General features: G+C 47.3%; 18 protein-coding genes. 4 read left to right on the top strand and 14 right to left on the bottom strand.

Features of this window, described 5'->3' with window-relative positions; all coding sequences use genetic code 11:
• Window positions 1-8: 8 nt before the first annotated feature.
• The gene (locus tag GPK49_RS07680; protein WP_215677263.1) at window positions 9-2543 is read right to left on the bottom strand and encodes an FAD-dependent oxidoreductase; all 2535 of its coding nucleotides are present in this window, start codon (window positions 2541-2543) and stop codon (window positions 9-11) included.
• A gap of 140 nt (window positions 2544-2683) precedes the next feature.
• On the opposite strand from GPK49_RS07680, the gene GPK49_RS07675 reads away from it, so the two are divergent.
• Complete coding sequence (locus GPK49_RS07675; protein ID WP_016407257.1) at window positions 2684-3328, top strand: Crp/Fnr family transcriptional regulator; 645 nt, start codon at window positions 2684-2686, stop codon at window positions 3326-3328.
• Between the two features lie 43 nt (window positions 3329-3371).
• Here GPK49_RS07675 and spoIIID read toward each other — a convergent pair whose 3' ends face one another.
• The 8 genes from spoIIID to aroE (GPK49_RS07635) all read right to left on the bottom strand — a co-directional run bounded on the left by spoIIID (window position 3372) and on the right by aroE (GPK49_RS07635) (window position 11093).
• Window positions 3372-3629 carry a sporulation transcriptional regulator SpoIIID gene (gene spoIIID, locus GPK49_RS07670; RefSeq protein ID WP_016407256.1) on the bottom strand — a complete coding sequence of 86 codons (258 nt, stop codon included), beginning with the start codon at window positions 3627-3629 and terminating at the stop codon, window positions 3372-3374.
• Between the two features lie 408 nt (window positions 3630-4037).
• The gene (gene aroE, locus GPK49_RS07665; RefSeq protein WP_215677261.1) at window positions 4038-4910 is read right to left on the bottom strand and encodes a shikimate dehydrogenase; all 873 of its coding nucleotides are present in this window, start codon (window positions 4908-4910) and stop codon (window positions 4038-4040) included.
• A gap of 31 nt (window positions 4911-4941) precedes the next feature.
• Window positions 4942-6867, bottom strand: coding sequence for an oxidoreductase (locus GPK49_RS07660; protein ID WP_215677259.1), 1926 nt, complete (start codon window positions 6865-6867; stop codon window positions 4942-4944).
• Window positions 6868-6941: 74 nt separating this feature from the next.
• The gene (locus GPK49_RS07655; RefSeq protein ID WP_215677257.1) at window positions 6942-7229 is read right to left on the bottom strand and encodes a putative quinol monooxygenase; all 288 of its coding nucleotides are present in this window, start codon (window positions 7227-7229) and stop codon (window positions 6942-6944) included.
• A 15-nt stretch (window positions 7230-7244) separates the two neighbouring features.
• Window positions 7245-8093, bottom strand: a complete 849-nt coding sequence (locus GPK49_RS07650) for a sugar phosphate isomerase/epimerase family protein (RefSeq protein ID WP_118581427.1) — start codon at window positions 8091-8093, stop codon at window positions 7245-7247.
• A 46-nt stretch (window positions 8094-8139) separates the two neighbouring features.
• Complete coding sequence (locus GPK49_RS07645; protein ID WP_215677255.1) at window positions 8140-8925, bottom strand: shikimate kinase; 786 nt, start codon at window positions 8923-8925, stop codon at window positions 8140-8142.
• A 59-nt stretch (window positions 8926-8984) separates the two neighbouring features.
• Complete coding sequence (locus GPK49_RS07640) at window positions 8985-10187, bottom strand: MFS transporter (protein ID WP_215677253.1); 1203 nt, start codon at window positions 10185-10187, stop codon at window positions 8985-8987.
• A 39-nt stretch (window positions 10188-10226) separates the two neighbouring features.
• The gene (aroE, locus tag GPK49_RS07635; protein ID WP_215677251.1) at window positions 10227-11093 is read right to left on the bottom strand and encodes a shikimate dehydrogenase; all 867 of its coding nucleotides are present in this window, start codon (window positions 11091-11093) and stop codon (window positions 10227-10229) included.
• A gap of 214 nt (window positions 11094-11307) precedes the next feature.
• Here aroE (GPK49_RS07635) and GPK49_RS07630 point away from each other — a divergent pair, with 214 nt between their 5' ends.
• Window positions 11308-12189: a LysR family transcriptional regulator gene (locus GPK49_RS07630; RefSeq protein ID WP_215677249.1), complete on the top strand. Its 882-nt coding sequence runs from the start codon at window positions 11308-11310 to the stop codon at window positions 12187-12189.
• Between the two features lie 173 nt (window positions 12190-12362).
• Here the strand turns inward: GPK49_RS07630 and GPK49_RS07625 are convergent, their stop codons facing one another.
• The 3 genes from GPK49_RS07625 to GPK49_RS07615 all read right to left on the bottom strand — a co-directional run bounded on the left by GPK49_RS07625 (window position 12363) and on the right by GPK49_RS07615 (window position 15712).
• Complete coding sequence (locus GPK49_RS07625) at window positions 12363-14528, bottom strand: ATP-binding protein (RefSeq protein WP_215677247.1); 2166 nt, start codon at window positions 14526-14528, stop codon at window positions 12363-12365.
• Window positions 14518-15327 (bottom strand): substrate-binding periplasmic protein, encoded by an 810-nt coding sequence (locus GPK49_RS07620; RefSeq protein WP_016407246.1) that lies wholly within the window; start codon window positions 15325-15327, stop codon window positions 14518-14520. The genes GPK49_RS07625 and GPK49_RS07620 overlap by 11 nt, the downstream gene beginning before the upstream one ends.
• A 160-nt stretch (window positions 15328-15487) precedes the next feature.
• The gene (locus GPK49_RS07615; RefSeq protein WP_215677244.1) at window positions 15488-15712 is read right to left on the bottom strand and encodes a hypothetical protein; all 225 of its coding nucleotides are present in this window, start codon (window positions 15710-15712) and stop codon (window positions 15488-15490) included.
• Between the two features lie 131 nt (window positions 15713-15843).
• On the opposite strand from GPK49_RS07615, the gene hydG reads away from it, so the two are divergent.
• Both hydG and GPK49_RS07605 read left to right on the top strand, forming a co-directional pair.
• On the top strand, window positions 15844-17268 hold the full coding sequence (gene hydG, locus GPK49_RS07610) for a [FeFe] hydrogenase H-cluster radical SAM maturase HydG (protein ID WP_016407245.1): 1425 nt from the start codon (window positions 15844-15846) through the stop codon (window positions 17266-17268).
• Between the two features lie 154 nt (window positions 17269-17422).
• On the top strand, window positions 17423-18265 hold the full coding sequence (locus GPK49_RS07605) for a stalk domain-containing protein (RefSeq protein WP_215677242.1): 843 nt from the start codon (window positions 17423-17425) through the stop codon (window positions 18263-18265).
• Between the two features lie 47 nt (window positions 18266-18312).
• Here GPK49_RS07605 and GPK49_RS07600 read toward each other — a convergent pair whose 3' ends face one another.
• A complete protein-coding gene (locus GPK49_RS07600; protein ID WP_215677240.1) occupies window positions 18313-19323 on the bottom strand; it encodes a DNA cytosine methyltransferase in 1011 nt (336 codons plus the stop codon).
• 11 nt (window positions 19324-19334) lie between these two features.
• Window positions 19335-20180 carry an NgoPII family restriction endonuclease gene (locus GPK49_RS07595; protein ID WP_215677238.1) on the bottom strand — a complete coding sequence of 282 codons (846 nt, stop codon included), beginning with the start codon at window positions 20178-20180 and terminating at the stop codon, window positions 19335-19337.
• Window positions 20181-20281: the final 101 nt, after the last annotated feature.

Here is a 20281-nt window from a genome sequence, read left to right as displayed (position 1 = left end):
TTTCTTTTTTATACCTTTTCAAGCATTTCCTTCAGCGTTTTCTTTTCCTGAATTGCGGTTGTTACCTCTGCCATGCGGGAGGTATCTCCCAAGAGGATTGCACCGCAAAGAATTCCGTGGTGGAAATAGGCTCTTCTCAGAACCTGATTCTGTTCATCCTTGATTTCAACGGTTTTATAGGGGATTTCCGCCCTTGTGCCGATATCTCCGATGGCATAAAGGGAAGTACCCATGCCGTGGAAGCTGAGTGCGTTTATCTCAGGCTGATAGGAAAGGGCTTCTCCTGCCGCATTCGCCCCTGCAATGCGCCCCATTTCCTGCGCTACAGGCCAGAGGGCAATATTTGCGCCTGCGTACTGCGCACAGTCCCCTGCGGCATAAATGCCTGCCACGTTGGTTTCCATATTTTCATTTACGATAACGGCTCTGTCTGCTGCCAATCCTGCCGCCTGCGCCACTGCGATATTTGCTCTCACACCGGTGGAGAAAATCACCAGATCCGCCGCTACGGTTTCGCCGCCTGCCAGCTTCACGCCTGTCACACGCTCCGTGCCGCTAATTTCCGCAATCTGTACACCTGTCAGAATGGAAATACCCTTACATTCCGCAATGCCTGTCAACATTCTGACTGTAGGCGCGTCAATCTTGCCTGCCATCAGCACAGGTGCGCTTTCCAGAACCGTAACATCCAGACCGAAGCGACGCAGCTCCCAAGCCGCCTCCAGCCCAAGCACGCCGCCGCCGATGACAACGGCATTTTTTGCGTCCTGCACCAACGCATTGACTCTTTCCACATCTGCAATGGAACGCACAACGGCTACCTGCGGCAAATCATTGCCCTTGATGGGCGGCACAAAGCTATGCGCGCCGAGTGCATAGATGCACTTATCGAAGGGATAAACCGTGCCGTCTGTGAGGACAACCTCTTTTTTCTCCGCATCCAGAGCTGCAACCCTGCTTTCCAGCTGCAGGTTAATGCGATTTTCTTGATACCATTTTGCAGAAACGCTTGCAATCGCGCCGCCGCTGACTGCGCCGAACAGGTTCTTTGTCAGCATAGGGCGATCATAGGGCAGCTCCTTTTCCTCGGAAAGCATGGTAATTTCTGCGGTTCGGTTGCGTAGACGAATCGCCTTTGCCGCCTGCAGCGCCGCTGTACCGCCGCCCAGAATCACAAAGCGTTCCTCTGTATCCCTGCAGAAATCTGTATCCTGCGATGCCACAGGCACGAAATTTTCAGCCCCAACGCCGCAGACAGGACAGGTTTCGATAGAGGAATCGAAAATTTCACCGCAGACCAGACATTTCACGAGCGTCCCTCTTGCAGAAGGCTTTTTCTTTTCCTCGCCCTTTAACAGCTTCAGACCGAACTGATAGCCGAAGGAAACCGCTTCTGCCAATTCCCGCTCAGAGGGCTTGAAGCGCACGCGGAACCCATCTACCACACGCAGATGAATCTGCTTCAGACGTGCAATGATATGCGGCACACCTTCGCCGCTCCAGCCATAGCTGCCGAAGGCAGATGCCAGCTTGCCGCCATGAATCGGCGGATACATGCCTGTTGTCAAATCCCAGATGGGCTTTAATGCCTCCTGCAGAATGGTCGGCGTACCAAAGAGAATCCCATCTGCTGCGCCGATTTCTGCCGCAACCTCTGCCGCGTCTGCCGTAACTAAATCGTAGCGTTTGACCGCGATGTCGCCCGCCTCAAGGATGCCCTCGGTAATCTTTTCCGCCAGCTGCTCTGTATAGCCATACGCACTGACATAGGGGATGACAACGGTTGTTTTCTCATTCGTGGGGATTTTGCACCATTCGGCATAGATTGCCAGAAGCTCCGGAATATGGCTATCCAGAACGGGACCATGCCCGGGACAAATCATGTCGATATCCAGGGAATGCACCAGCTCCAGCGCATTTGTCATATAGGGCTGCTTGAAGGGGCCGAGGATGTTGTCAAAATAATATTTTGTTGCTCTGAGGTAGCCCTCCGTATCGGTTACGGTGCTTCTGAGAATCCCCTCATGGGCATAATGAGAGCCAAAGGAATCACAGGTAACAAGGGTTTTATCCTCCTTGATATAGGTATACATGGTATCGGGCCAATGCAGATTCGGCAGAAGGAAGAACTGTAGGGTTTTATTGCCGATTTTCAGCTCATCTCCGTTTTTGACGGGGATGCTGTAGAAATCATCATTCACGATATTTTTCAGAAAGCTGATTGCCGTAGGGGTCGCGATGATTTTCGCCTGAGGGTTTTCCGCAATGATATGGGCGATGGAACCGGCATGATCCGGCTCGGTATGATCTACAACAATATAATCAATCTGCGCGATATCCAACTGCTCAGACAATGCCGCTCTGTAATCTCCGAAGAATTTTTCCTTCGCGGTTTCAAAAAGAATCGTTTCATCCCCCGCCTTGAGAATGTAGGAATTATAGGTGGTGCCGAATTCCGTATACATAATGATGTCAAATACGCGCAGGTTCTTATCCAAAATCCCTGCCCAATAAAAATCCTGTTTCAGCTGTAAGGTTTTCATGCTGCCGCTCTCCTTTCAAATACGTGTTTTTTCTCCGTCTATCTTCTCTTTTTTTATTTTCTGCTTTTCTTTTGTTTATTTATATGATATCATGGTTTCAGAAAAAGAAGTGTTGCATTTGCAACAAGGAGCGAAAAAATATGGAAAATTTATTGAAAAATGAACTCTTTACGCACGTTTCGGCAGAAGAGCTGGAAAAAATGATTCCCTGCTTTGAAATGACGAAGCGCAGCTTTCGGGAAAAGGACATCATTCCCACGCACGAGGGGGGAAAAAATTATATCTGCCTGTTGCTTTCGGGGACAGTTTCTGTCAACCGCATCAGCATAGACGGCTCGTTGGACTTACTGGAATATCTGGAGGATACGGGCGTATTCGGGGCAGCGTTTGCCTTTGCCAATCAGGAGGATGCGTTTCTGACCATCTGCGAAAAGGACTGCACGGTGCTGTTTATCGAAAAGCACCATATTTCCAAGCGGTGCCGGAATGCCTGTCCGCACCATACGCAGGTGGCGGAAAATATGCTGCAGTTGATGGGGAATAAGGTTGTCATGCTGACGGAAAAGGTGGATATCCTCAGCCATCGCTCCATTCGCGGCAAGCTGATGAGCTATTTCCGCATCCAGAGCACAAAGACGGGGGAATTGAGCTTTTCACTGCCCTTTTCTCTGCTCAAGCTTGCGAATTATCTCTGCATCGACCGCAGCGCCATGATGCGCGAAATCAAAAAGATGAAGGAGGAGGAGCTGATTGCAATAGAAGGGAAACGGGTGACACTGCTGTGAAAAAATAAGGCTATATCAGAAAAATCTGAGATAGCCTTATTTTTTATTTCGTTTTATTGTGCAGGTACTTCTCTCTCGTGGCTAAGCCGCCGCGGATATGCCGCTCCGCTTTATTGACCTCCAGAACCGCACGGACGGATTTTGCCAGCTCCGGATCAATGCGCTCCACACGGTCGGTGATGTCTTTATGCACGGTAGATTTTGAAATACCAAATTTTTTCGCCGTTTCTCTCACTGTTGCATTGGTGTGTATCATAAATTTCGCAACCTCAACCGCCCTTTCCTCAATATACGTTTTCAAGCCAAGCACTCCTCTGATTATCGCTTGGTTATGTATATGCAGGCAGTAGGAAAGATATGAAAAGCGGCTATCCGAGGAGATAGCCGCTTTTTATATGAATTAGGGAATTTAGAATAGTTTTCGTTTCTTTATTGTTTATACACAAGCATTATGTTTTTGAGGTTTTTGTTTCTTATTTTAAATCTTTAAATTTGAATGGAGAAGGTATTTCATTGCGGTGTCGACTGAATCAACACCTTAAGTCGAAATCAGGATTTCGACTTGTTGAAACAGAGGCATAAACTGACAAGTTCCGTCAGCATAAATGTTTAGAAACTTGCAGTTTTCCTCGAGTGGGCAAAGCCCCCTCTGCGGATTCCATTCGGGGAATAAAACTTCCCCGAACCCCTCCGCAAATTCCGTTCTTTTTTATTTGAAGAACAGTTCGTATACTTCCTTGGTGGGCATATCCTTACCTGTAAAGAGGTTGAATGCCGCAGCACCCTGCCACATCAGCATACCTGTGCCGCCGACAGCGACCTTACAGCCTGCCGCCTTTGCGGACTGCACGAATTTTGTTTCCTTGGGATTATAAACCGCATCTGCAACCACCAAATCGGGGTGGAATACGGATACATCCTCAACCAGAGACTGGTCATCCAGAGGCTTCATGCCAACCTTTGTTGCATTTACCAGAATATCGCTATCCTTGATTGCGGCATACAGTGCATCTGTTTCCTCCAGAGGATGGATGCTGACCTCGCAGTCGGGCACCATCTGCTGAATTTTTTTCACTGTTTTTTCGCCGTTTGCGTAAAATTCATCTTTTCTGTTGAAGATGGAAAGCTTCTTTGCGCCATCCAATGCACACTGCACCTGAATTGCGGTTGCGGCACCACCTGCACCCATCACGGTGATTTTCTTGCCCTTGACATCAACGCCGTTTTCCTTCAGGTTTCTGACAAAGCCCATGCCGTCTGTGTTATTGCCGTAAAACTTGCCATCCTTTACCACAACGGTATTGCAGGCACCAATCAGCTTTGCCGCATCGGAAAGCTCGTCCACCAGCTCTGCAACTCTTGTTTTGCAGGGCATGGTTACGTTGAAGCCCTTACAGCCCAGCACCTTCAGTGCATTGACTGCTTCCTCTGTTTTTTCCAGAGGCACATCGTATGCCAGATAAGCATAGTCCAGACCGGTCTGTGCGAAGCTGTAGTTATACATGGCGGGAGAGCCGCTATGCCCTACGGGGGTACCAATCAAACAAAACATGCCTGTTCTGCCTGTGATTCTTTTTTCCATTGTATTTTTCCTCCTTTATTTTTTTCTTTTGTTAGATTTCCAGTGCGGTATTCAGCCCTTCTGCGGTTGCATCCAATGCCTTTCTTGCCTTCACTGCGTCACCGATGACATAGGTCTCCGCAACGATTTTTTTGATTTCCTCGCTGATGGTATCGTTATTGCGATAGCCCATTGCCAGAACCACATTGTCGAAGCCTTCCAATCTGCCCTCGGTGCCGTCTGCCAGTGTGTAGGATACGCCATCTGTGAAGAACTGCGCTACCTTTGCACCTGTTACACCCTGTACTTTATATGCTTCAAAATCCTTCATGAGGAATTTGCGGTGTTCGGGAATGACATCGGGACCAAGCTGATCTCTCAGTTCGATTACGGATACCTCGTGACCCAGCTCGCCCAGGAAGTCTGCAACCTCACAGCCAACCATGCCGCCGCCGACAACCAGAACCTTTTTGCCTACGGATGCCTTGCCATCCAGAAGGTCGCCTGCATGGATGACACCTGTATCATTGATGCCGGGGATAGGCAGCACCAGAGGATTGGAGCCTGTTGCAACGATAACTGCATCGGGCTTTGCTTCTGCAACCATAGCAGGAGTCACTTCCGTGTGCATAACCATTTTTACGCCATATTCTTCGCATTTTGCGATATAGCTTCTTACCATATTTGTGATATCGCCCTTCCCGGGAGGGTATGCAGCCAGACGCATATTGCCGCCGAGAATGTCACCTTTTTCATACAGTGTTACAGCATGGCCTCTCTGCGCTGCGGTAAATGCTGCGTACAGACCGCCGGGGCCGCCGCCGATAACCATAACATTTTTCTTTGTCTGTGCAGGCTTAAAGTCTGCTTCTCTGCCTGCCAGAGGGTTGACCAGACAGGTGATGGGTTCGCCCTTGAACATATTGGGAACACAGCCCTGCAAACAGCCGATACAGGGGTTCATCAGATCCAATCTGCCTGCCTTTGCCTTATTGGGCATTTCGGGGTCTGCGATGCTCTGTCTGCCGAAGGCAACCAGGTCTGCTCTGCCCTCCGCAACCATCAGCTCTGCATACTGGGGCTCTGTATAACGACCGACTGTAATAATGGGAACGGAAACCGCGCGCTTGATTTCTGTGACATAATCTGCGCTGAAGCCGCCATGAATCAGGCTGGGTGCCCACATACATTCATCATGCAGATGTACGGCTCTGGAAAGGTGCAGACCGTCTACGCCACATTCCTTTTCCAGATAGGAGGCAACTGCTGCGGCATCCTGTGCAGTCTGACCGCCCTCAACGTCATCTGTTGCATTGATACGGCAGAGGATCGCCAGAGAATCGCCTGCTTTCTTACGGATATTTTCGATAATCAGCTTGGGCAGACGCATACGGTTTTCAAAGGAGCCGCCGAATTCATCCACACGCTTATTGGTTCTTGCGGAGATAAATGTGCTAACCAGATAGCCATGTGCGCAATGGATTTCTACGGCATCTGCGCCTGCTTTTTTTGCTCTGACTGCTGCATCACCATAGCATTCAATCAGGCGATAGAGCTCTTCCTTTGTAATGGCTTCGGGTGTTTCTCTGCCGCAGGAGGCAGGGATAGCACTTGCTGCCTTCAGAGGGTAGCCTGTGATTTTTGTATTGCCTTCGGGGCCTGCGTGCTGCAGCTGGATGGAAACCTTCGCCCCTGCCTGATGACAGGCTGCGATGGCTGCCTGAAAGCTGCTGACTGTGCTGTCATCATACAGGCAGGGCTTTCTGGGGCCGCCCTTTGCTTCTTTATAAACAACGGTTGCCTCGAATGTAATCAGACCAAAGCCGCCCTTTGCTCTTGCGCCGTAATAGGATGCGGAGCGTTCGCTCATGGTGCCGTCTGTGTTTGCGAAGTTATTGCCCATGGGAGACATAACAAAGCGGTTTGCCACTGTCATGGGACCAATCTGAATGGGCTGGAACATAGCTTCAAATTTCATGTTTTCTCCTCCGTTTCTTACTCTCTTTTTGTTTTTTCCTTCGTGCTTCATTTCCGTTTTTCTTTTATTTATTGTTATTCCACAACGGTGCAGGTGCTGACCTCGGAGGGCTTCACACGCAGCGCACCAATCTGTGGCACTAAGGTCTGGAAATACTCGGTTGCCCGATGAAATTCCACCGCCTTTTCATCCTGATATTTTTCGATAAAGTAGAACACCTGTGCATCGCTTTGGTCGCTTGCCAGATCATAGCTGATGCAGCCCTTTTCCTGTCTTGTTTTTACAGTCATTTCCTTCGCAAGCTTAAGAAACTCCTGCTGTAAGCCTTCCTTTACGGTGTTTTTTGCAATCAGTACAACCATGTATGGTTCCTCCTCTTATTTTTCGGGCATTGCCTCAGGCCAGCCCTCCTGCAGCACCTTTACGGTATTGTCAAAGTTAAATTTTGCCGCTGCCGCTACACCCTTTGCCAGAATCGCATCGCTGATAACCTCAACACCCATTGCCTTGGGTTCGATGCCCTTTTCCTTCAGCATACGGCAAAATGCTGCTGTATTGCCGCAGCCTGTGCCGGGTGCCAGTCTGTCATGCATGGATTCATCTCTCAGAATGGATGCTGCATAGGGTCTTTCATAAACGTCGTTAATCTGTACGGAAACAATCTTTTCTGCGGGAATCCCTTCCAAAACAGAGAGGTCAACGGGCTGATTTGCTCTCAGCCAATGCCAGCTGTCCAGAATCAGCTTTGCATTTTCACAGCCGCTTTCCTTTACCACTGCCCATGCCTTTTTCACATCGGGCAGGCCGCTGTAAGGCATAGGCTCTACGCCGATGGTGTATTTGCCTGCTCTGTGGCACAGCTCCTTCAGCTTCTGTGCAGTATGTGCAACAGAATAGTTTTCCATCAGACCACAGTTAATGTGGTTCACGCCGAACAGCTCGCACATGTGGAAGCACATCTGTTCCTTATATTTCTGTTCATAGGAACGGTGATCCTCCGCCCACTGCACGATATATTCCACTTCTGTAACCTTCATATCGTATTTTTCAAGAATTGCCAGAATATCTGCATCAAACAAGCCTTCATTCAGTGCATCCACATAGGTTTCCGCACGCAGACCGATACCTTCAAAGCCTGCCTCCTTGGCTGCTTTTACTCTTTCCTCAAAGGTACACTGATCGCCCAGTGTCCAGGAGCTGACTGTGATGGGATATTTTTTAGACATGAGATAGTTCCTCCTTTGTAGTTCTCTTTTTTTCTCTTATCCTTCTTTATTTTCTCAGTGCGGAAAGCTTTTGCAGCAGTTCCTCACAAATCGACTCAATTTCCTTTCCGGTAGTATCAATCACGATATCTGCCACTCTTTCGTATTTCTCTCTGCGGCTTTCCATAAGGTTTTGAATGAAAGGCACATTCATATTGCCATTTAAAAGAGGGCGCTCCGTGCTGTCCTTTACTCTATCGTAGATGGCTTCGGGCGTTGCCGTCAGCCAGACCACATAGCCGCTGTTTTTCATCAGCTCCACGTTTTTCTCTCTGAGGGGTACGCCGCCGCCGCAGGAGACAACCATGTGCTTTTTCTCTCGTAATTCGATGAGGGTATTGCTTTCGCAGTTGCGGAAATATTCCTCCCCGTTGACTGCGAAGATTTCCTTGATGCTCATGCCCTCCTTTTCCTGAATATGGGCATCCATTTCCATGATTTCCATTGCCAGAAGCTCGCTCAGCTTGGCGGAAACAGTGCTTTTGCCTGCACCCATGAAGCCGATGAGCAGGATATTTTTATCAAACAGCGTTTTCGCCTGAATCCGCTTGCTGTTTTCGATAATGCCCTCGAAGATATGCAGGATTTCCTCCTCAAATATGGTACCTGCTACCTCAGCGGCAACCCGTTCCAGCTGCTTTTTCTCCTGCTCCGGCTGCAAAACGGGCAGACCGTTTTCTCTTTTGTATGTAATGATGCCTTCGATACATTCCATTCTGGTTTTCAGTGCGGCGGTGATGCGCTCATCGCAATCCGCAATAATGCTTCTCAGGCAGGTAAGCTCTTTTTCCATTTGGTTCCTCTTTTCTGCTGCAAGGTTTTTCTGTAATTTTTATCTTTTGTAAAAGGTGATTACTGTGCGTCCTTTTCAAAGCGCAGGTTCAGAATGATGGCAAACACAATACCGATTGCCGTTACTACTGCATTGAACAGCAGAATATATCTGGGGCCCTCTACGCCGCCCACCTTGGAAAGCAGGCTTGCGACATTCAGCACCGCATAGTTTGCAATGGAGGATGCAATCATAACAACTGCTGTGATTTTCCCCTTATCTCTGGGGAACATTTCATTCGCCGTAGAGGTTGCCAGCTGCAATACGCCGCCTGCTGCGAAGTAGCCGATTAAGAAGCCACCAATCATACAAATCTGCGGAATCTGCACGAAATACATCAGCAGCAGTGCGCAGAAAGCAACACAAGGATAGATAACCAGAACGCGGATGGGCTTCAAACCCTTTTTCATCAGTGCCGCTGTCAGAAGGACTGCGCAGATGATGCCCGCGGAATAGAAGGACTGAATCATGGAGGGATTTGCCATGCCATAAAGCTTGCCCAGCTCCTGATTGCAGTTCATGAACAGCATGAAGGTTGTGGATGCGGTGAAGCCGATGCAAACCAGCAAAATTGCGGAGGGTGTCAGCTTCATTTTTCTCTTTTCCACTGTGCCGTCTGCCGCCTTAGGTGCCTCCTCCTTGGGAGGGAACGGCAGAATGGCAAGGAAGATACCATCTACGATGATGATGCCTGCCGCCAGGAAATACAGTGTGCGGAAGGACATATCTCTTGCTGCAACGAAGGTGATTAAAAATGGCAGCAGGAACTGTGCCATAGAAATTGCGAATTTTGTAAACAGGTTTGCAATCGCGCCGTTTTCCTTGAAGATTTCCATACAGGAGGGCGTAATGCTTGTATCCAAAAAGGAGTTTGCCATGCCGCTGCAAATCATAAGAATATATGCAAGTGCTGTGTTTGTGGTAAAGGTAATGCCGATAAAGAAGATGGCAAAGAACACAACGCCGACCAATGCGCTCAGTCGTCTGCCGTATTTATCGGAAAAGGGCCCTGCAAACGGAAAGGCAATTAACCGCCCCAGACCGACAGCCGCAATGATTGCCATAACCTTGCTGACATCGAAGCTGCCGTCTGCCAGCTGATTTGCACCCCACATGGCTGCAAAGCTTTGCTTATACTGACCCATAATCGTTACGGCAATACCAAGAATGAAGTAGGTGATGTATAACGCCACCGCCGTAGGATAATACTTTTTCTGATTCATTTCTTCCCTCTTTTCTCAATTTCTCTTTTTTCTTACATCTTATTTCTGAAAGAATTTTTCCTTCACCTCTGCCACAGGCATATCCAAACCGGTATACAGCTTTGCTGCCGCCGCGCCCTGATAGATGAGCATCCCCAGACCACCGACTGTTTTGCAGCCTGCCGCTTCGGCATCCTGTAAAAGCTTTGTTTTTTCGGGCTCATAGACCACATCGGTGACTACCAGCTCCTTACGGAACAAGGAGTGGTCTGTGATGATGCTGATATTCTCCAAGGGGTGCATCCCAACCCTTGTGGCATTGGAAAGGATATCGCTTGTGCGGATTTCCGCTGCCAGCCTTTCGGCATCGTCCATATCATATACCGTGATTTTCTGAGAAGGGAAGGCCTTCTGATATGCCGCCGCCTTCGCAATCGCCTTCTCCCAGAAGGCATCCTTCTTATTGAAAACGGCAATCTCTCTTGCGCCGTCCAGCAATGCCTGTGCCTGAATGGCGGAGGAAACACCGCCTGCCCCCAAAAGGGTGATTTTCTTTCCTTTGACCTCTACGCCCTCGTGGCGCAGGTTTTCAATGTAGCCCTCGCCGTCTGTGATGTAGCCTGTCAGAACACCGTCGTGGTTCACAATGGTGTTGCACGCGCCGACCAGACGTGCCGCCGGGGAAATTTCATCCAGATACTTGAGTACCTCCTGCTTACAGGGCATCGTGATGTTTGCCCCCTTCATTTGAAAGGTACGGAAGGCTTGGATGGCATCCGCTGTCTGATTTTTGTCTACATCAAATGCAAGATACTTATAATCCAATTTCCACTTATCAAAGCAATAATTATACATGGCAGGGGATTTTGAATGTTCTACGGGAGAACCGATTAACCCGAAAAGCCTTGTTTTTCCTGAAATCTCCATGAGAGGATTCTCCTTTTCTTTCGTGTTTTGAATTCTTTTTTTGCGCGCTTTGTCTTACAGGCTCAGTGTATCGCAGAAATTAAAAAAGCACAAATTGATTATTTTATATGTTTTGATAGATTTTGTCTATAGCGTATGGTATACTGAAAATAGAAAAATCAGATGGCATATTATTTGCTGATTCTAAAATTATTTGAAAAATGGGGGGATCTCTATGAATCTGTATCAGCTGCGCTATTTTGTCACGCTGGCGGAAACGAAGCACTTCGGCAAAGCGGCGGAGCGTCTGTGTATCGCACAGCCAAGTCTGAGCCATGCCATTGCACAGCTGGAGGCGGAGCTTGGGGTGGTGCTTTTTGAGCGCAAAAACCGCTCCTCCACGCTGACAAAGGAGGGTATGCAGTTCCTTTCCTATGTGGAAAAATCCTTGGAAATTCTGGATAACGGCATTGAAACCATGGCGCATATCTCCCGTGGGGAGGGCTGCATTGAGCTTGGCTTTCTGCGTACATTGGGGCTTTCGCTCATTCCGGAGCTGGCAAACGGCTTTTTACAGGAGCAGAGGGACAAGCACATCCAGTTCAAGTTCTACACAGACGTGACACAGCCGCTTTTGCAGGGCCTAAAGGATGAAAAATACGACATGGTTTTCTGCACACAGCTGGAAAACGAGAAAACCATTGAATTTATCCCTGTTTCCAAGCAGGATTTAGTCCTCATCGTGCCGAGAAATCACCCTCTGGCGAACCGCTACACCGTTGATCTGACGGAAACCCTGCCCTATCCGCATGTTTATTTTGCGGAAAAATCGGGTCTGCGCATCGTCATTGACCGTCTGTTTGAAAAAATCGGAAAACGCCCGAATATTGCCTATGAGATTCAAGAGGATCAGGTAATCGCAGGGCTGGTAGCGCAGGGGTTTGGCATTGCCGTTGTGCCTTACATGGAGGAGCTGCTGCGGCTGAATGTCAAAATCATCCAGATTTCCTACCCCTATTGGGAGCGAAATTTCTATATGGCAACCCTCAAGGACAGATATCTCCCCCCTGTGGTACAGAGATTTAAGCAGTTCGTGATTACGCATTGCAGGGTATAAAAAGCAGCTAAAAGCGGGATAAAAATAGACAGAAAAAGCAGCACTTTTTTGACATATCGAAGGTGTCTATGAAAGAATAGATACTTTCTATCAAAAAGTGCTGCTTTGACGTGTGTCGGCACACATAAGTTGAAAACAGGGTTCCCGAACCCCTCCGCAGTGAAAATTTCGACTTAAGCGCATAGCTGCGCTAAAGTGGCAACCAACTCCTCCATGCAGAGCGGCTTTGCCAAATGCACATTCATCCCTGCATCGAGGCATTTTCGGGCATCCTCCTCAAAGGCATTGGCGGTCATGGCAATGATGGGGATGGTTTTTGCATCCGCACGTTCCAGTGCGCGAATGGCTCTGGTTGCGGTCAGCCCATCCATCACAGGCATCATAATATCCATAATTATGCCTGCGTAGGTGCCGGCAGGCGCTTCACGGAACATCCGCACCGCCTCACTGCCATCCCTCGCAAGCTCCACGCTGACACCGCGATCAGCAAGAAGTGCTGCGGCAATCTCCGCATTCAGTGCATTATCCTCCACCAGAAGCAGGTGCAGACCGCTGATATCCGCCGCCTTGGCAGGGGCAGGCTGTTCTGTCTGCGGCTGCGCTGCTGCAATTTCAAAGGGCAGCGTGATGGTGAAAACAGAGCCTACGCCCTCCTCGCTTTCAATCGTAATCGTTCCCTGCATTTCATCAATCAGGCTTTTCACAATCGCCATGCCAAGCCCCGTTCCCTGACGGGTGCTGTCGCTGCGCTCCTGCGAGAAGGGCGTGAAGATATGCTGTAAAAATTCCTTGCTCATGCCGATACCCGTATCACGGATGACCCAACGATAGGTAACCCTTCCGTCCGCAATGCCAAGACAGCTGACAGCCGTTTCCACCCTGCCGCAGCTTTTATTATATTTGATGCAGTTGCCATAAATATTCAGGAAAATCTGCCGCAGATGGAGGGGACTGCCATAGACTCTACTGATTTCCATGCACGCGAAGCCTCCTTCATATCGCAGCGTGATGCCTGCTTCCGCGGCACGCTGTTCCATAATGGTCAGAATATCCCTCGTCAGTTGATTTAAATCAATGATTTCATGGGAAAGGATAACCTCGCCGCTTTCCAGCTTGCTCATCTGCAAAATATCATTGATGAGAGAAAGCAGATGCTTGGCGGCAACCTTCATTTTCTTCTGATTGGAACGGATGAGGGCATGATCCTCCGCATGCGCTTCATCAATCTCCAGCAGACCGATAATGCCGTTTAAGGGCGTGCGGATATCGTGGCTCATGCGCGAAAGAAAGCTTGTCTTTGCGGCATTGGCACGATCTGCCTGCTCCACCGCTGCATAAAGCTGTTCATTTTTCAGCTGCAGCTGCTCTGTATATTCCTTTTGGATGGCAAGCTGCTTTTCTCGATAGCTTTGTGCCGTTTTCCAGCGCACCATGCGAATAGCCGCAAGAATAACAAGATAAATCACCATGGCGAAAAGCATATTTTCAGGCGTGGTGCGAAAAACAGCGCGTTGCGGCAGGTAAGCATAAACATACACATTCCGCCCATGCTCCATCAGCCCAAAATAGCGCACGCCGTTCTCCCGCGCAGAAACAAGCCTGTCGCTTACAGCGGCGGCTCTGATTTCTTCAAGCACTGCGGATGCATCCGTATTTCCGCCAATAAAGCTTTCCTCGTTTGAAGCAATGATTTCATTCCCACTGCTGACCACAATCGTCCCGTTTTCCGCAGGGTCATAGCCCGAAAGAAGCGAAGAAATCGAAAGACTGAAGGAATTGATATAATCCAGAGGTGTATGATAATAGGCAACAACAATGCCGGGTGCATCCAGTCTTTGCACTGCCGCCAGATCCAGATAACATCCCTCAGGGCAGAAAAGCCGCACGGCATAGCGCTTTTCTGGATACTGTGCCGTATTCAGAAGGGCTTCGGAATCCAGATTTTCATGCACGAAAGCTGCCATATCCGCTGCTTCGCTTGCGGCAGTAATATTTCCTGCTTCATCCAGAAGCAGAATCCCCGAAACGTAGCAGTCCTTCACACAGGTATGCAGAAAATCCGCACTGACAGGCCTTGTGGTTTCCTCCAATCGGTGCGCCGTCTGGTTTGCGCTTTCCACAATCCGCATCAGGCTCTTGGATTCATCCGCAAGCCCAATGCGGCTATAGCGGTTACACTGCTCCTTCACATAATTGACCGTATTCACCATGGTGCGCTGTGTAGCAGCGATATCCTCATTTACGGCAAGCAAAAATACGCCGCCCAAAAGCAAAACGCCCAGTAAAAGCTGTAAAAAAAGGATACGCGTGCAGGGCTTTGCAGAGGCTTCATTCCACATCCGCAATCACCCCCATATCGTTTTCTTCCAGATATCTCCCGATGATTTCCTCCATCGTGCCATCCGCACGCATTTCTTCAAAGGTTTCGGAAAGCTTCTGTTCCAGACCGCGATCATCCTGCTTGGAAAACGCCACGCCCAAGCCGACCGTCAGCAGCGGCTCCTCCAGAATCCGATAATCCAGCTTATAATCGGACATGCACTGCAAAATTGCCGTTTCATGCGCGGCAATCGCATCCGCATAGCCCTTGCTCAGACAGGGATAAATCAATTCCCGATTCTGCATGGAAAACACCTCGCGCAGGACAGGAAGTCTTGCATCCGTATGCGAAAGAAAAAGCGCCTCCGGCTTTGTGGTGGACTGCACCGCAATGCGCTTGCCCTCCAAATCCGCCAGTGTTTTAATCTCGCTGTCCCGATTGACTGCCACCACCTGACGGCTCATCATATAGGGCGCGCTCCAACGGTATTCCTCCTCGCGCCCATCAATAGAAAAGCTGCCCCAGATGCAGTCGATTTTTCCGCTGTCAACCAGCTCCTTCTTTTTCTCCCAGTCGATATAGGTAAACACCGCCTGATATCCCATGCGGCGAAAGGCTTCTGTCGCTAAATCCACATCTATCCCCGTTGGTTTGCCGTCCACATTCTCATAATTATAAGGCGGATAATTATCACTGCCGATGATAATATCCGGCAAATCTGTCTGCTGTGCCGTTTTTTCCGCCGCGCCGCAGCCGGACAGGCTGACACAGCAGACCACAGCCGCCAAAACCATGCCCCTGATTTTCTGTTTCTGCATAACACCCTCTCCTCTTTTTTATGCCCATTTATAAATAATAAGGCAGTCAGCGGACTGCTGACTGCCTTATTATCCACAGGATTGCGATTTGTCCGCTTCCCCTGCCCATATATATCACAGTTCGTGTATATTAAAATTATATGAAAGAAATCTGTCTATTTCAAGTATTTCTTGTCAAAAACAGACAGAAAAGGAGGATTTTTATCAAATACAATATCATGTTTTGCAAAAACTCATCGTCTTCAGCGGTTTTTTTGACAAAACCTTCTAATTTAGCGTTGTCCGCCGCGCGCAGATATGGTATGATGTGGTAAATTCCTCCGCACAGCAAGCCACGCGCTTTCTGCAAGGAGACAAAATAAAAATCAAACAGCTGCTGACACAAAGAAAGGCTTCTGCGTGAAAGGGTGGGTCATACATACATTTTACAGAATTTCTGCGCCCTTTCTCCATATTTTTTCGGGGCGTTTTTTATTGTCTGCAAAAAAAGAGATAAAAAGAAAGGAAGATAAAGCAATGTATCCCTACAACCCCCACTCCCAAAAGGCAGAGGAATTCATCAACCACGAGGAAATTCTGGAAACCCTTGCCTATGCAGAGGAAAATAAGCACAACATCCCCTTAATTGACAGCATTATCGAAAAGGCAAGGCTCAGAAAGGGACTTTCTCACAGAGAGGCAATGGTGCTTCTGGACTGCGATATTCCCGAAAAAAACGAAGAAATTTACGCGCTGGCAAAGCAGATTAAGCAGGATTTTTACGGCAACCGTATTGTGATGTTTGCGCCGCTGTATCTCTCCAATTACTGCGTCAACGGCTGTGTATACTGTCCTTACCATGCGAAAAATAAGCACATCCGCAGAAAAAAGCTGACACAGGAGGAAATCGTCAGAGAGGTAACGGCTTTGCAGGATATGGGGCATAAGCGTCTGGCACTGGAAACAGGCGAGGACCCCGTCAATAACCCCATCGAATATGTACTGGAAAGTATTCAAACGATTTACAGCATCAAGCATAAAAACGGCGCGATTCGCCGCGTGAATGTCAATATTGCGGCAACAACGGTGGAAAATTACCGTAAGCTGAAGGATGCCGGCATCGGGACATATATCCTCTTTCAGGAAACCTACAACAAGGAAAGCTATGAGCACCTGCATCCCACAGGCCCTAAGCATGATTATGCCTACCACACCGAAGCGATGGACAGAGCCATGGAGGGCGGCATTGATGATGTCGGGATTGGCGTTCTGTTCGGCTTGGAGCTGTATCGCTATGAATTTGCAGGGCTTTTGATGCACGCAGAGCATCTGGAAAGCGTATTCGGCGTAGGCCCGCATACCATCAGCGTACCCAGAATCCGCCATGCCGACGATATTGACCCCTCCGCCTTCGATAACGGCATTGATGATGATACCTTTGCAAAAATCGTTGCCTGCATCCGTGTTGCCGTTCCCTATACGGGCATGATTGTTTCCACCAGAGAAAGTCAGGAAAGCAGAGAACGTGTACTGAGTCTTGGGGTATCCCAAATCAGCGGCGGCTCCAGCACGAGTGTCGGCGGCTATTATGAAAAAGAAGCAGAGGAGGATAATTCCGCACAGTTTGATGTCAGCGATAACCGCACACTGGATGAAATCGTGAAATGGCTGATGGATTTGGGCTATATCCCCAGCTTCTGCACCGCCTGCTACCGCGAGGGCAGGACGGGCGACCGCTTCATGAGCCTTTGCAAAAGCGGACAAATCCAAAACTGCTGCCTGCCCAATGCGCTGATGACGCTCAAGGAATATCTGATTGACTATGCCGCACCGGAAACAAAGGAAATCGGGGAAAAGCTGATTTTAAAGGAAATCAAATCCATCCCGAAGGAAAAAATTCAGGAGATTGTACGGAAAAATCTGGTTGAGATTGAAAAAGGAAATCGGGATTTCCGCTTCTGAAACGATAACAGGAAAGGTGCTGTTTTCAGTGCCTTTTCTTTTTTTAATTTTTTTATCTTTTTTTGGAACTTTTTTCCTCCTTCTCTCGTTTAACTACCTGTAAGCGCTTATGGAAAATGAAAAAATCATATCTTGAGAAAGGATTTGAATGAATATGAAAAAATTATTGAAACCAATGGTAATCGCAGCAGCAGCAACAATGGCATTTTCTGCAACCGCCTTTGCAGGCACCTCCTCCCCCTACAGCCTCAACATCAACGGCAAGGCAGCCAATGGGGAGGTTCTGGTTTTAGTTCCTCTGAGAGAAACCGCAGAGCAGCTTGGCTTCAAGGTAAGCTACAACAAAGGCACGATTCTGGTGGATGACGGCATCATGCATACCAATCTGACCATCGGTGAAAATACCTATCAGGTTGTGACAAGCAATCCCGATTTGGTTGGCATGAGCGCACCCTTCTCTCTTTCCAGTGCACCTGTGATGACAAATGGCAAAACCTATGTGCCCATTGAGCTGTTTGTTCCTCTGACAGGCAATGACAGCAGCATCATCAAAACAGACGGCTCTGCCATTTCCATCAGCAAAAAGGCTGATACTAAAAACGAGGATGTACAGATTCCCAACCCTCTGACCGAGCATGAAACCCTTGCAGACCTTGCAAAAACAGTCGGCTTTGATGTGACTCTGCCTACACTTGATAAGGCATATAAGGAAACCGCTTTCATCGACATCAGCGGCACAACAGCAGATGTGCGCTTTGCAGACGGCGAGGATACCATCACCTTCCGTAAGGCAAAAGGCTCTGATGATATCAGCGGTGACAACAAAACATATAAGGAAAACAAAACCATTGCCGTAAAGGACGTTTCTGTTTCCGTGAAGGGTAATGACGGCATCAATACCGCAACATGGCAGAAGGATGGCTTTACCTATTCCTTCAGCAGTGACAAGGCAATGACACAGGATGCTCTGGTAAAAGCAATCGAAAACCTGTTTTAAGCATAAGAAAGAGGATATCCGAAAAGATATCCTCTTATTTTTTGTTCTTATTCTACTGTAGAACTACATAATTCCAATTGTTTTCGTATTTCCTTTGCAATAATATAAGACAACTCAACAGGAACTGCATTCCCTATCATTTTATATCCATTATCTACATCTGTATAGATAAATTCAAAATCATCCGGAAACCCCTGTACTCTTGCACATTCTCTTACTGATAATCTTCTATACAAATCTTCTTTGCCAGGAACAAAAATCCGTTTATTTTTTTCAATAAAAAGCATTTTTGGTGCTTGTGGATGCAACTGACATTGTCTTCCGCTCGCCTGCACAGTAAATGCCTGTTCATCCCATGCCCTTACTCTGTTTCTGCTCATAAAAATCGTAGAATACGCACCTGTAAAGTATTCATGATTTAGAATCTCCAGCTTACCATTTGTTTTATTCCTCGGAAGCGCTGGTACTGCTGTTCCATCTAAATCACCAATCGCCTGAAAAAACGTCTTTTTATCCTCTTTTTTAGGTGTAGTAGGTGCAGGAAACTGAAATCTGATATTTAAATCCTTCCGAAATCCGATATAAAAAACCCTTTTTCTATCCTGAGGTACACCATAATCTGACGCATTTACTAAGTTAATTGTAACATCATAGCCACATTTTTCAAATAATCCTATTATATTTTTCACGGCCTCAGAGTGTCTGTTTGCCAGCATACCGGAAACATTTTCTGCTAAGAAGAATTTTGGCTTTTTACTTTTTAAAATTCGAATATAATCAAAAAATAGCTGTCCTCTCTCATCGTTAATTCCTCTTAGCGAACCAGCTTCGCTCCAGCTCTGGCAAGGCGGACCACCGATAATACCGTCTATTTCATCTGGAAAATCAGATTCCTGTATATTTCTGATATCCCCCTTGATTAGTGGCGCAGTATGATTTTTTTCATAGGTTTCCCAGATTGTGGGGTCGTATTCATTTGCCATAGCAATTGTAAATCCTGCTTTTTCAAATCCTAAATCAAGCCCCCCTGCACCGGAAAACAAACTAATTATTTTCATTATTAAACCTCCTAAAACCTAATGGAAATCAGTTTTGCATCTCTTAACTGTGCTGGATTATCTGGATTTTTTATTTTAACATCTGAAATGCACAACATTTTCTTTTCCTTAGCCAGATCTTCTAAATTCTTTCTATTTGGAAAGGTTTCATATTTTTCTTTGTTAATTACCGCCATAAAGTTAAACTCTTTTTCCATATCACGAATAAAAATATATTTAAAGACCTGAAAAGGATTTTCAATTCCCCACATACCTCGTATTCTTAAATATGTAATCCCAAGAGGATCTACTTTATTCAATTTTCCCAATTCTCTTGTGTCAGTTAAGCTAATATTAGGAATCTGCATAATTCCATCCTTAATCCTTTGTTTTAAGGATTCATAGGTTTCAACAGATGCACAATAATCCAAACCATATACCATGCATAAATGCTTCAGTTTATTCCTTTTCAGAATACCAACCACATAAATCATGTCCTTTTCTTCCCAATCCTCCGCATTTCTGCATGCATTTGAAATCATTGGCGAAGAAGCATACAGTTTCTGTTTTGGATAGCTGGAATTTAACGCAAGTGCTGAATTATCTGCTTCAATCTTTTTTACTTCAATTGCATCCCCATTTCTAAGCATAGCATCCGGCGGATTACTGTCATTTCCTAAATAAGAAAAAGTATCGGAAATTTTCTGCAATCTATTTGCTTCATCATGCTCATCAAAGGTGCTTGCAAATAAATCCTTTACATATTCCTCCAGTGCATCCCCTGCACTGTTTGCTCTATTTTTTCGTACATAGGTTTCCTTCAACTCTGTAACAGGATGATTCAACAGATTTATAATTGCATCTATAATATTACTCATTTCATTCCCCCCTCTTTTCTTTTTCTATCATACTATAATAAAAGGATATCTCACAATACCCTTTTAAAAAGAAATCCCCACCCTCACGGATGGGGAAATAT

It is taken from the genome of Clostridium sp. MCC345 (genome assembly GCF_018785345.1).
Taxonomy (GTDB): Bacteria; Bacillota; Clostridia; order Lachnospirales; family Anaerotignaceae; genus Anaerotignum_A; species Anaerotignum_A faecicola.
The sequence above is the reverse complement of the archived record's forward strand: the minus strand, read 5'-3'. Positions and strand labels throughout refer to the sequence as shown.

Excerpts from the sequence above, each read along its gene's own strand:
- GPK49_RS07680 (WP_215677263.1), bottom strand. The coding sequence starts at position 2,543 with ATGAAAACCTTACAGCTGAAACAGGATTTTTATTGGGCAGGGATTTTG.
- GPK49_RS07675 (WP_016407257.1), top strand. The coding sequence starts at position 2,684 with ATGGAAAATTTATTGAAAAATGAACTCTTTACGCACGTTTCGGCAGAA.
- aroE (WP_215677261.1), bottom strand. The coding sequence starts at position 4,910 with ATGGAAAAAAGAATCACAGGCAGAACAGGCATGTTTTGTTTGATTGGT.
- GPK49_RS07660 (WP_215677259.1), bottom strand. The coding sequence starts at position 6,867 with ATGAAATTTGAAGCTATGTTCCAGCCCATTCAGATTGGTCCCATGACA.
- GPK49_RS07655 (WP_215677257.1), bottom strand. The coding sequence starts at position 7,229 with ATGGTTGTACTGATTGCAAAAAACACCGTAAAGGAAGGCTTACAGCAG.
- GPK49_RS07650 (WP_118581427.1), bottom strand. The coding sequence starts at position 8,093 with ATGTCTAAAAAATATCCCATCACAGTCAGCTCCTGGACACTGGGCGAT.
- GPK49_RS07645 (WP_215677255.1), bottom strand. The coding sequence starts at position 8,925 with ATGGAAAAAGAGCTTACCTGCCTGAGAAGCATTATTGCGGATTGCGAT.
- GPK49_RS07640 (WP_215677253.1), bottom strand. The coding sequence starts at position 10,187 with ATGAATCAGAAAAAGTATTATCCTACGGCGGTGGCGTTATACATCACC.
- aroE (WP_215677251.1), bottom strand. The coding sequence starts at position 11,093 with ATGGAGATTTCAGGAAAAACAAGGCTTTTCGGGTTAATCGGTTCTCCC.
- GPK49_RS07630 (WP_215677249.1), top strand. The coding sequence starts at position 11,308 with ATGAATCTGTATCAGCTGCGCTATTTTGTCACGCTGGCGGAAACGAAG.
- GPK49_RS07625 (WP_215677247.1), bottom strand. The coding sequence starts at position 14,528 with ATGTGGAATGAAGCCTCTGCAAAGCCCTGCACGCGTATCCTTTTTTTA.
- GPK49_RS07620 (WP_016407246.1), bottom strand. The coding sequence starts at position 15,327 with ATGCAGAAACAGAAAATCAGGGGCATGGTTTTGGCGGCTGTGGTCTGC.
- hydG (WP_016407245.1), top strand. The coding sequence starts at position 15,844 with ATGTATCCCTACAACCCCCACTCCCAAAAGGCAGAGGAATTCATCAAC.
- GPK49_RS07605 (WP_215677242.1), top strand. The coding sequence starts at position 17,423 with ATGAAAAAATTATTGAAACCAATGGTAATCGCAGCAGCAGCAACAATG.
- GPK49_RS07600 (WP_215677240.1), bottom strand. The coding sequence starts at position 19,323 with ATGAAAATAATTAGTTTGTTTTCCGGTGCAGGGGGGCTTGATTTAGGA.
- GPK49_RS07595 (WP_215677238.1), bottom strand. The coding sequence starts at position 20,180 with ATGAGTAATATTATAGATGCAATTATAAATCTGTTGAATCATCCTGTT.